Origin of the sequence: Streptomyces canus, from assembly GCF_030816965.1 — a bacterium.
GTDB classification, from domain to species: domain Bacteria; phylum Actinomycetota; class Actinomycetes; order Streptomycetales; family Streptomycetaceae; genus Streptomyces; species Streptomyces canus_E.
Map to the genome: position 1 here is coordinate 8,382,242 of NZ_JAUSYQ010000002.1, position 11,142 is coordinate 8,393,383.

At 66.4% G+C, this 11,142-nt stretch carries 9 protein-coding genes and 1 tRNA gene; 4 read left to right on the forward strand and 6 right to left on the reverse strand.

Annotated features, from left to right (window positions below; translation table 11 throughout):
* Positions 1-41: 41 nt before the first annotated feature.
* Complete coding sequence (locus tag QF027_RS39440; protein ID WP_306974072.1) at positions 42-470, reverse strand: PAS domain S-box protein; 429 nt, start codon at positions 468-470, stop codon at positions 42-44.
* Between the two features lie 185 nt (positions 471-655).
* Here QF027_RS39440 and QF027_RS39445 point away from each other — a divergent pair.
* Positions 656-743, forward strand: a tRNA-Leu gene (locus QF027_RS39445).
* A gap of 369 nt (positions 744-1,112) precedes the next feature.
* Positions 1,113-3,032 (forward strand): AIPR family protein, encoded by a 1,920-nt coding sequence (locus QF027_RS39450; protein ID WP_307080128.1) that lies wholly within the window; start codon positions 1,113-1,115, stop codon positions 3,030-3,032.
* Between the two features lie 15 nt (positions 3,033-3,047).
* Here QF027_RS39450 and QF027_RS39455 read toward each other — a convergent pair whose 3' ends face one another.
* On the reverse strand, positions 3,048-3,482 hold the full coding sequence (locus QF027_RS39455) for an ATP-binding protein (RefSeq protein WP_307082656.1): 435 nt from the start codon (positions 3,480-3,482) through the stop codon (positions 3,048-3,050).
* A 154-nt stretch (positions 3,483-3,636) separates the two neighbouring features.
* On the opposite strand from QF027_RS39455, the gene QF027_RS39460 reads away from it, so the two are divergent.
* Entirely contained in the window at positions 3,637-4,461 is an 825-nt protein-coding gene (locus QF027_RS39460) for a helix-turn-helix domain-containing protein (protein ID WP_373432459.1), read from the forward strand.
* Positions 4,458-4,643, forward strand: a complete 186-nt coding sequence (locus QF027_RS39465) for a DUF397 domain-containing protein (protein ID WP_307080130.1) — start codon at positions 4,458-4,460, stop codon at positions 4,641-4,643. Before QF027_RS39460 ends, QF027_RS39465 begins: the two co-directional genes overlap by 4 nt.
* A gap of 51 nt (positions 4,644-4,694) precedes the next feature.
* Here QF027_RS39465 and QF027_RS39470 read toward each other — a convergent pair whose 3' ends face one another.
* From QF027_RS39470 to QF027_RS39485, 4 genes are read right to left on the reverse strand one after another with little or no spacing between them, the layout of a single operon-like run.
* Positions 4,695-6,335, reverse strand: a complete 1,641-nt coding sequence (locus tag QF027_RS39470; protein ID WP_307080132.1) for a serine/threonine-protein kinase — start codon at positions 6,333-6,335, stop codon at positions 4,695-4,697.
* A 38-nt stretch (positions 6,336-6,373) separates the two neighbouring features.
* Complete coding sequence (locus QF027_RS39475; protein ID WP_307080134.1) at positions 6,374-9,583, reverse strand: type I restriction endonuclease subunit R; 3,210 nt, start codon at positions 9,581-9,583, stop codon at positions 6,374-6,376.
* A 5-nt stretch (positions 9,584-9,588) separates the two neighbouring features.
* On the reverse strand, positions 9,589-10,209 hold the full coding sequence (locus tag QF027_RS39480) for a DUF4276 family protein (RefSeq protein WP_307080136.1): 621 nt from the start codon (positions 10,207-10,209) through the stop codon (positions 9,589-9,591).
* Entirely contained in the window at positions 10,206-11,117 is a 912-nt protein-coding gene (locus QF027_RS39485) for an AAA family ATPase (RefSeq protein ID WP_307080138.1), read from the reverse strand. The genes QF027_RS39480 and QF027_RS39485 overlap by 4 nt, the downstream gene beginning before the upstream one ends.
* Between the last annotated feature and the right edge of the window lie 25 nt (positions 11,118-11,142).

The window sequence follows — 11,142 nt, forward strand, 5'->3', positions numbered from 1 at the left end:
TGGCCCGAAGGCCACGGCCGCTTCCGCGCTGTCCGGGGGGCTCAGACCGTCGTCGTCTCGGCCCGGCGCCGCATCAGCTCCCGCTCGCGCTCACGTCGAGCGGTGACGTCCCGGATGACCGCGCCGCAGTAGGGGCTGCCGTCGGGCCCCGTCAGCAGCACGACGCTGAACTCGATGGACAGCTTGCGGCCGTCCGCCGCCAGCGCGGGCACGTTCAGCAGATCCGCGTCCCCGTACTTGCTGGAGCCCCGCGCCATGGCCGCGTCGAAGCCTTCCTGGTGCCGCTTGCGGTGCCTCTCGGGAATGATGACGTCCAGGCTCCGACCCGCCACGTCGGCCGCCGCGAACCCGAAGATGCGCTCCGCGCCCCGGTTCCAGTAACGGATCAGCCCTTCCCTGTCGGTGATCACTATGCCGTCGGGTGCCTGGTCTGCCATGCCCAGCACCACCGCGGAATCCAGATCTGCCATGTCGCCTCCGAGCCGGGGCCGCCATATGATGGCCAACAGTATACAGAATACTGTCGTCACAGCCCCGGACGGGGCTCCCAGAGCTTCCCGGGAGGACGGATATGCAGGTGAAGGGCACTCCCAAAGCTTGGTATTGTTGTCCATGTCGCCGCGGGGAACACCCCCGTCAAGGCGGCAGACACCTGGTCCGGGTGGCGGAATGGCAGACGCGCTAGCTTGAGGTGCTAGTGCCCTTTATCGGGCGTGGGGGTTCAAGTCCCCCCTCGGACACCAGCAGCAGCCTCACTGCCCTTCGGGGCGGTGAGGCTTTTCGTTTCTGATCTGTCCGCCACTCCTTCCGTCGTTCGCTGTAAGGGCTCGTATCCACCCAGATACGCTTGGTGACGCTGGATCATCAGGGAGCGGAATCATTGGTAGGGAGAACGGTGGGCAGTGCGGGGCGAGGGCCGATCAGGGCGACGGCGCTGGAGCTGCATCAGATCCGCGAGGCACTGATCCGGGGGTACCGGGGGGCTGATCGACGAGAGCGATCTTGAACGTAACTCCGAGGTCGAGCGAGACCGGGCGTTCCTGTCGCGCGCGGTGGCTGCGACGGCCATTCGCCGGGTTACTGGGTGGGATCACAAGGCATGTGCGGAAGCCGTGATCGACGGTAGTCGGGACAACGGCATTGACGCCGTGGCTGTATCCGACGGCGCGCAGGTCTGGCTTGTGCAGGCGAAGTGGAAGGATTCGGGCACAGCCGGCTTCGACACCCATGCGGCGCGTGCTTTTATCGACGGGCTGAGCCTGCTGGAGCAGCGCCGGTTCGATCTGTTCAACGACAAGCTCGCACCCTTCACCGCCCGGCTGGACTCTGCCTTCGCTGATACCCGGCTCAAGATCACTTTGGTGATTGCCGTCGTCGGCAACGACCCGCTTCATGCGGATAGCGAAGCGATCCTGCGCCGAGCAGCCGATGATCATTTCGGCCTCGGTCCCATGCTGGACTACCGGCTCATGGGGGCCGGCGAACTGCTCCAGCAATTGAAGAACGACCGAGCTCCGGAGCCGGTCGGTATCACGGTGCGCATGCCGCAGTGGATTAAAAGGGACATGCCGTTTGTGGCCTACCAGGGATCGGTTGCGGCGGCTGACGTCGCGCTGTGGTACGAGGAGCACGGCGACCGTCTCTACGACGAGAACATTCGTAAGTCTCTGGGGCTCACCCGCATCAACTCCGGTATCCAGACCACCCTCAGCGAAGAACCGGACAATTTCTGGTACTTCAACAACGGCATCACCATCCTGTGCGACGAGATCGAGCCCACCTGGCCGGGGAGGCGACGCCCGGACGAAACGGTTGAACTGCGGCTGACACGCGCCAGCGTCGTCAACGGAGCACAGACGGTGACAGAGATCCACAAGGCGAGGGAGCGGAGCCCCGAGACCGTCGACGACGCCGATGTCACCGTCCGAGTCATTTCGCTCGGATCCGAGCGGGGGCAGTACGCGGCTCGCATCACGGAGACTACGAACACTCAGAATGACGTGTCCCAGAGGGATTTCGTAGCGTTGGACGACGCCCAGGCCCTGATCCGGGAGGACTTCGACCTTTCCCTTCAGAAGCTGTACGTCTTCAAACGAGGCGAGGCCGATCCCGCACCGGAATCCGGGTGCTCTGTGGTCCATGCGGCGATCGCCCTGGCCTGTGCCCATCGGACTCCCGAGCTCACCGTGCGGGCCAAGCGGGACACGGACCTGTTGTGGGAGCGAGGTCGAAGCGGAGCCTATCCTCGACTGTTCGGCGAGGTTCCGAGCGCCTTTCGGATCTGGCGCAGCGTACGCATCCACCGGGCCGTGGGCGAGGAACTGGACGCACTGCGCAAGCGGACGCACGGGCGGGCGGCCGATACGACTCAGCGCGGTGATCTGCTGATTGCCCACCTGGTGTTCCAGCTTCTCGACATTGATGACATCGACGAACCGGCTTACGACCTGGAAGCGGCACTCGCCGCCGTGCCCGGCCTCGCAAAGTCCGTGCTTTCGTGGCTGATCCACCATGTCGATGTGCAGTTCGGCCCCACCTCCTTCCTCACGAGCACTTTCACCAATGAGACCAAGTGCCGGGAGCTTGCTCGCCTGGTTCTGCCGGATGTTCGCAGTGGCCGCCCCGTGCCGGAGCTTTCGGCGAACTATCAGCCTCCCGCTCAGCGGAGCCGGAGGGCGCGGCGTCCCGACACCGTGCCAACGTTGATCAATGCGAGGCTCCTAGAAGACAGCACTCCGCTGACCTACATCCCCGGTAATGTTCCCGAGGCTCGCGCGGTGAAGGAATGGCTTGCGGCCGACCCGCGCAGGACGCAGGCAACCTGGCAGAACGACCGTAGCAAGCCGCTGCTCTGGGCCTATGACGGCCAGTTGTACTCCGCCAACAAGTTGGTTCTCCGTATCTGGGAACTTGCCGGATGGGACGAGGCCCCAACGTCGGTACAAGCGCCGGCGCGCTGGACTGCCGACGGCAAACGGAATCTGTACGAGCTTGCCACCGAGTGGCTCGACAGTCAGAACGACGAGGACTGACATCCGCCGAGGCGGTCACATCGTCGTGTAGGCACTGGTGTCGAGCTCGGCCCAAACTGTCTTGCCAACGTGAGGACGGGGCTCCGTACCCCATTGGGTGGTGAGGGCTGAGACCAGGAGAAGGCCGCGGCCTGTTTCGCTTCCTGGGAGTTCCGGTCCCGTGCGGGGCAGGCGTTCGGCGCGGGCGTCTGCGATCTCGATGCGAAGCGTCGAAACGGCGAGGACGAGCGTCAGCTCGAAGTCCCGTCCGGGGAGGTGGCCGTGGCGGACGGCGTTCGCGGCGAGTTCCGCCACGACCAGGGCGGCGGCGTCCGAGACGTCGCAGCAGTAGGGGATGCCCCAGGCATCGAGCTGCTGGAGCGTGAGGAGACGGGCCAGGCGGGCCCCTTTACGGGTGGAGCTTAGCCGTTGGGTGAACACACGTACGGTGACGGGCGGTTGAGTCTGCATGCCGTCCACGGTCCCGGTGGTGGAGCACGGATGACCAGTGGCGACACTCGTACAGTCGGCGCTGTACGAGTCCGCGCTATGGACAGTATGGGTAACGCGCTGTGACCATTGGCGAGTTGGGCGGGGCTGCAGTGGTGCACGGGAGGTGCTGGGCGTGGCGGACAGCAGCGTGGAACCGGAGACGTCGGATGCGTTGAAGACCTTCGGGTCGGTCCACAAGGCGATGCGGGACAAGGCTGGGCTGACCCAGGAGGAGTATGCGCTCAGGGTGCGGTATTCGGCGCACTTCGTCGGCTCGATCGAGCAGGGGCGCCGCTTCCCGCCGAAGGAACTGATCGACCGTGGCGAGGAAGTGCTCGTCGCTGAGGGGGTGTTGAGGGCAGCCGCCCGATTTCTGACGCGGCGGGCAGGGCTTGCGTCCTGGTTCCGGCAGTGGGCGGCGATCGAGGAGGAGGCGATCAGCCTGTACGCGTACGAGTGCCGGCTGGTGCCGGGGATGCTCCAGCCGGAGGCGTACATCAGGGCAGCCTTCGATGGCAGCCTGCCGCCGCTCACCGAGGAACAGGTCGAGCAACAGGTGACGGCTCGTCTGGAACGGCAAAGGCTGCTCACTGAGCGGCCGAACACGGCCTTCAGCTTCATCATCGAACAGTCCCTGCTGGAGCGCTGGACGGGCGGCCGGGAGGTGACACGGATCCTCGTCGAGCATCTCCTGGAGACCGGGCGGCGACGTAATGTGGAGATCCAGATCATGCCGACGCGGAGCGAGGACCACGCCGGTCTCGACGGCCCCATGTATCTCGCTGAGACCCCGGACCATCAGTGGCTCGGTTACTCCGAAGGGCAGAAGAACAGCAGCCTGATCGGGGAACCGAAGGGAGTCAGCGCCCTGCTTCAACGTTATGGAAGGATGCGTGCGCAGGCCCTCGGCCGCGAGGCCACCGCGGACCTGCTGGAGCAGACGCGAGGAGCGCTATGAGTACCAACGAACTGGCCTGGTTCAAGAGCACTTACAGCGGCACAGAGGGTGACAACTGCGTCGAGGTGGCCGCCTCGACGAGCGCCGTCCATGTCCGGGACTCGAAGATCGAGCAGAGTCCGCAGCTGGCCGTCGAACCCACCACCTGGTCCGCGTTCGTCGCGTACGCGACGGAGCACTGAACGTTTGCAGACGGAGAGGGAGGGGCCGCACGTCGAGCCCCTCCCCGGTCCCTACTCGAAGCGCCGCAGCCGCTGGATGAACCCGTCGATGTCAGCCAACTCCGGTGCGTGCGGCCCTCGGTAGCGCTGCGTCGCACTGCGGAGGGTGATTGCGGCGTCCCGGGCCAGCGCGAACCGTTCCGATCCCGCCTCCAAACGCATGATCTGGGCGAGTGCCTCCAAATGACGATCGACGGCGTCTTCGTCGTCCTCGTCCGGGGCGTGCTGCACATAGTCACCGAAGGCGGCGACGGCGGCAGTGGTCTCACCGAGTTCCATACGGCACTCGGCTGCGTAGTAGAGGCATCGCCGCACCTCGACATCGTCGGCGCCGAGCCGCCGGGCGAGACCTTCCGCAGCCTGCTGGAAGAGTCCGAGAGCCTCACTGTGCGCACCGGCGAGGAATCTGACATGCGCGAGGGACAACGTCAGATCGTCCACCAGGGTTTTGTCGACGGCCCTGGCCAGTGCGGCCGTCAGCACGTCGGCCGCTTGTGTGAACTGCTTCTGGTTCACGAGCTCCGAAGCGCGGTCGGTCGCCTCGTCCGCCTCAGTCTCGCTCAGGGGCAGCCTGCCGGGCTCCACGACCACCGGAGTGTCCTGTGCTGTCGGCGTGTATGCCCTTGCTTGTGGGTTCCCGCGCCGTACCGTCCCGCCGAATGGCCGGGTAAAAGGGGTGCACGGGTCGAGTTCGAGCCCGTCGGCGGTGAGCAGGGGCGACGTTCCGACCGGAGCGCCTTGAGCCGCCAACGGCAGCAAGGTCTCGTAGACCGTAGCCGCCGACATCCGGAGTTCGGAATCCTTGTGGAGCATGCCGAGCAGCAGTCGCTCAATGCCATCGGGCACGTCGGGCCGCAGCGCACTGATCGCAGGAGGCGGAGTGTGCACGTGGTGCCAGGGGAGGGATTTACCGCCGGACTCGGTGAACGGCGTGGTCCCGGTGAGGAGTTGGTAGATCACACAGGCGAGTGCGTAGATGTCGGCGGCCGGGCCGACCGCGTTGGCCAGGCTCTGCTCGGGGGACATGTAGGCGGGCGTGCCGACGGTCATTCCGGCCTGGGTCAGGTGGGGGTTCGACCCCGATCCGAGCAGGGCGGCGACACCGAAGTCGAGGACCTTGACCACTCCGCCAGGGGTGAGCATCAGGTTGGCCGGCTTGATGTCCCGGTGTACGACGTCGTGGCGGTGAACCTCGTCCAAGGCGGAAGCGATCTGTGCACCGATGGCAGCGGCCCATGGGAGGGGCAGAGGATCGTAGTCGTAGTCCGTCTCATCGACGAGCGTCTGGACCTCGCGCCCCTTTAAGAGCTGCATCACCACATACAGCCGTCCGCTGACCTCGTCGTATCCCGTGTCGTAGACCGCGGGGATACCGGGGTGCTCATGGAGCCCGGCGGTGGTCCGTACCTCACGGAGAAAGCGCTGGCGGCGGATCTCAAGCGCTTCCCGGTGGGCGGCGTTCCGGACGGCGTATGCGGTCGGCTGCTCGTCGAGCATCATCTTGACGGCGACGCGCCGGTCCAGGCTCACGTCGTAGGCGTGCCAGACCTCGCCCATGCCGCCCGCGCCGATGGGTGCGTGCAGCCGGTACCGGCCGGCGAGCACTCGCTCCGGCTCGCTCGCATCCTGAGTCGGCGCCACGTCGTCCCCCATGCCGCACCCCTATCCCTCGTGGTGATCGTCAGTGCAGATTACGGCGTGGCAGGACCGGTGCGCTTCGATCCGCGTTTCTTCAACTCCGCCGCCCGTTCGGCAGTTGCCTGCCGGTCGGCCTCGCGGCGGGCAGGACGGCGGATCAAGTTGTACGACTGGGCTGTCGCGACCCGCCGGAAGAGGCGGTTCACCTTTTCGTCGTCGAAGTAACGGACCATCAGCGCGTCGTTGGACTGTGCCTGCTTGATGACGAAGTCGTCCATGTCCTTGGCGAGTTCACGGCCGTAGGTCACCTCGTCCTGAGCCAGGGCCACCTCCTGCATGTCGGTGTTCTCGGCGATCGTCACGACGAGCTGGCCGAGGAGTATCTGGTCGGCGGTGGACAGATCTGCGCCCAGCTCGTCGTTGATGGACTCGATGACCTCGGCGAGCGACTTCTCCTCGATCTCCGCTGCCGCTCCGGCCGCTTGGGCGACCAGTCCCGGCAGGACCTGGGTCCCCGCCACCTCCAGTTTCAGCTCGGGGGCTCCGGTCTGCTTGACCCGCATGTGGCTGGGCACCGTCTCTCCTATGTCGGCGGCCGCGGTGCCGTCGGGGCGAGGAAGCCTGCGGAGCAGGAACCGCCCGTACTGGAAGAGCCGTTCCAGCTCCAGGTTCTCGAAGCCGATGATGTGCGACAGCCAGCCGTACGCCTTGACATACGACTCCAGGGCTCGCCGGAACTCCCTGGCCTTCTCGGGTTCCTGAGCCATGAGGCCGTTGAAGCGGTCCACGGCAGGGGCCGTGTAGCGGTAGAGCAGTGCATGAGCCTTCTTTACCTGGTCCTCGGAGGCGCGCCCGTCGTCGAATGCCTCGAAGTACGCCTTCACCAGCGCGTCCATCTCGGCTTCGACGAGAAGCTGGTAGCCCATGACCTCGTCCTGACGGTCAAACAGAAGGTTGGGGTCGGTGGGCTCGGTACGCGTCGTCTCGTAGTAGTCCTGGAAGGCGTCCCTGACCACCTCCCACTTGTTGGCGAAGTCCAGGACGAACAGGTCCTCCTGGGACTTCAGCGGGTGCGTGCGGTTGAGCCGGGAAAGAGTCTGTACGGCGGCGACGTTCGCGAGCGGCTTGTCCACGTACATCGTCGTCAGGAGGGGCTGGTCGAAGCCCGTCTGGTACTTCTCCGCGACGACGAGAAGGCGGTACTCGGGCTTCGGGACGGACGGCGGGTTCGCATCGTCGGCGCGTACGTAGCCGAAGCGGCCGGGGAGTTCCTTCTCCGGGAAGCCGTTGAGTTTGGACTCGGTGTATTCGACGTTGTCCACCGTCAGCGCCCCGGAGAAGGCAACGAGGGCACCGCAGTCCGTGGCGCCTCGCTCGTCCACGTATTTGCGAATCGCCAGGTAGAGGCGGACCGCGTGCTCCCGGCTCGGGGTGACGACCATGGCCTTGGCCCGACCGCCGAGCTTGCCCGCGCTGTGCGAGCGGAAGTGATCCACCATGATCTTCGCCCGCTGGGCCATCGACGCCTCGGACAACATCGCCGCACGCACCAGCTTGGAGCGGGCCTTGCGCGGATCGACCTGCTGCTCGACCTGCTCGGCCGCGTCGTTGTGCAGCTTGAAGTAGGTGCCGTACGTGATGTAGGTGTCCAGCACGTTGAGGATGAAGCCCTCGTCGATGGCCTGGCGCATCGAGTACACGTGGAAGGGCCCCGGCTCCTCGGTGACGGGGTCCTTCGTGCCGAAGAGTTCGAGCGTCTTGGGCTTGGGGGTGGCGGTGAATGCGAAGAACGACATGTTCGGCTGCTGTCCGCGGGCCAGGGCTTCTGCCGTCAACGGGTCGCCGTCCGCGTCCACGGCGTTGGAACCCAGGGCCTTCTTCAGTGCTGCCGAGCCGTCTCCGCCCTGCGAGGAGTGCGCCTCGTCGATGATCACGGCGTAGCGGAGGCTGCCGAGCCCGCCGACCTTCTTCAGAATGAACGGGAACTTCTGCAGGGTGGTAATGACGATCCGCGCGGTGGAACCGGTCAGGGCTCCGGCGAGCTGGGAGGAGTCCTCGTCGATACGGACGACCACGCCGGGAGTGTGGGTGAACTGATAGATGGTGTCCTGGAGCTGTTTGTCCAGGACCCTCCGGTCGGTGATGACGATGACCTTGTCGAAGACCGGCTGGTTGGGGGCCATTCCCTTGTCCCGGACAGCCTCGCCGAGCTGCGCCGGATCCTCGGGGGTGTGCAGAGAGGACAGCCGGTGTGCGAGCCAGGCGATGGTGTTGGACTTACCTGACCCCGCCGAGTGCTGAACGAGGTAGTTCTCGCCGGCGCCGTTCTGGCGTGCATGCGTGGTGAGCTGACGTACGGCATGCCACTGGTGGTAGCGGGGGAAGATCAACGGTTGGGTGTGGACCCGGCCGGGTCGGTACGCGGGGGACTTGCCGGCCTTAGCCTGCTCGTCCTCGACGTGTAGGTAACGCTCAAGCAGCTCAAGCCAGTTGTGGCGGTCCCACACGTCTTCCCAGAGGTAGGAGACCGGGTATGTGCCGTCATTCGCGTCATCCGTGAGCGGCGGGTTGCCCGCACCGCCGGTGACGCCAGGGCCGCCGGAGCCGGTGTTGAACGGAAGAAAGCGGGTCTTCTTTCCGCCCAGGCGAGTGGTGAGGAAGGCCAGGGTCGGATCCACCGCGAAGTGAACGAGGGCACGCTTCGCGAAGAAGAGTTCCTTCGGGTCGCGGTCGGTGCGGTACTGCCGCATGGCGTCCTCGACGCTCTGCGGGCGTTGCGTGAGGTGGTTCTTCAACTCGACGGAGGCGGTGGGGATCCCGTTGACGAACAGCGCCACATCGACGGACTTGGCGGGCGTCTTCGCCGAGTAGTGGAACTGCCGGACGTAGGTGAGCCGGTTGGCGTCGTACTCGGCCAGGGCGTCGACAGCGAGTGTGTGCGCGGGCCGGAAGTACGCGAGCCGGATCTTCACGTTCCGGTCGTTCACGCCGCGCCGGAGCACGTCGAGCACGCCGCGGGCATCGATCTGCTGTGCCACGCGCTTGGCGAACCGCTGGATGGAGGCGGTTTCGCCCTCTCCGTACTCCGCCTGGAGTCGTAGCCAGGCGTCGTTCTGCGAGGCGCCGAGGAAGGTCGACAGCTCGCCCGTGTCGATGCCGAGTTCATGGTTGTACGTATTGGACAGGCCCGGCTCCCAACCGTGTGCGCGGAGGCCGTCCTCGACGGCGTTCTCGAACGCTTCCTCGGTGTCGACGCGCGTCATGGAGATCAGGCTCCTCGCTTTCCGGTCATGAGGTAGTGGACGTCACGGCAGAGCTTGTCGAAGGAGGGGGAGTTGGCGCGGGCGAGAGTGAGGTCTATGGCACTGGTGAGCGGCGCCTGGTCCGCGGTGGGGCTGTATGGGCGGCGCTTGCCGCGCTGGTGGGTCAGCCATCCTTTGGCATCGCGTGGGGCGGTGTCGGGCTGCGTGGGGGCGGTCATGGAGGCGGGGAAGTCCCTGACTCCGGCGAGGGAGTCGGCCGCCGCGAGGAACCATGACTCGTACTCGCGTGAGGGCAGTACGACGGCGACGGGGACGTCATGGCATGCGTCCCGCGCGCGGGCGAGCAGCGTCGGACCCAGGGACGCCGGGCAGTCGTCGTCAGCGTCGAGGAGGACGAGGACACCGCCCGCATGGCCGCGTACGAACTCGGCCTGCTTCAGTACGGCGTTCTCGATGCCGCCGGCCTTGACGAGCTGGCTGCGGGGCACGCGGGCGGGGCGCGGTGTGCTGATGCGCCAGAGGCCCAGGTCTCCCGCGATCCGGTGCAGCAGCTTCGGTAAGGCTTGGATCTCGCCGTCGCCCTCGACGACGGAGGCGATCACCGGTGGGGTCGCGGAGTATGTCACGGCTGCACGTCGCCGGGTGTCAGCTGGTCTCCGCGCATCAGGCCGCCGATCGTGTCCAGGCCCTTGCCCAGTACGCGGCGGGCGACATCCCCGACCGGTTCGATCAAAGTCGCCCCGTCGACGACCGCGACCGTACGCACCCAGTCCGGATCGAACTCGTCCCGGTCCAGTAGGTCACCACTCTGGGTGGCCACGATGACCTGCACGTGTTGAGTTGCCTCGGTGAGAGCGTCGAACACCACTCCGGCGGCGGCAGGGTGGAGCCCCAGCTCCGGTTCGTCGACGCACACGAGGGACGTCCAGCCGTCGAGCGCGTCGGGCTGGAAGAGGGCAGCCAGCAGTCCGGCGACGCGGAGGGTGCCGTAGGAGAGCTGGTCCCCGCCGAAGCGGATGACGCTGTCGGTGTCGGCGTCCCTCATCCGCAACTGCACGGAGGAGTACGCGTCGAGGGGCTGCTCGTCGATCCCGAGCGCGCCGGGGACGATCGCCGAGAGGTAGTCGTCGACGCGTTGCTTCACCTCGGGGCGGGTGGCAGCCAGGGCGCCCAGGATCTGGCCCAGGTTTGATGCGTCGGGGAGCAGGACGTCGCCGGGGGCGGGGCGCTGTGGTTTGGCGATCTGGGCGGGGTCGGGGGCGTAGAGAGTGAGGGAGGAGAGTGCGTGGAGGACACCAGCGAATGTCGCGTCGGTGACGGCGGCGTTACCCAGCCATAGGTCTGTCGACATCACGGGGCCCGATGTGGAGCCGTCGTCTAGGGCGGTGACCGTGTCGCCCTCCCGGCGGAACCCGCGAGGAGCGCCGCCCTCGGCGTCGGGGCCGGTGACCTCCAGCCACTCCGACTCGACGGCGACGAGCTGACGGATACGGTCGGCGTCCCGGGCCAAGCGGAATCCATAGGTGACGCGCACGGGGTGGACTGAAGGGTGGTCACCG

Coding starts and splice junctions, on each gene's coding strand:
- QF027_RS39470 (WP_307080132.1), bottom strand. CDS start 6,335: ATGGGGGACGACGTGGCGCCGACTCAGGATGCGAGCGAGCCGGAGCGA.
- QF027_RS39465 (WP_307080130.1), top strand. CDS start 4,458: ATGAGTACCAACGAACTGGCCTGGTTCAAGAGCACTTACAGCGGCACA.
- QF027_RS39475 (WP_307080134.1), bottom strand. CDS start 9,583: ATGACGCGCGTCGACACCGAGGAAGCGTTCGAGAACGCCGTCGAGGAC.
- QF027_RS39440 (WP_306974072.1), bottom strand. CDS start 470: ATGGCAGATCTGGATTCCGCGGTGGTGCTGGGCATGGCAGACCAGGCA.
- QF027_RS39455 (WP_307082656.1), bottom strand. CDS start 3,482: ATGCAGACTCAACCGCCCGTCACCGTACGTGTGTTCACCCAACGGCTA.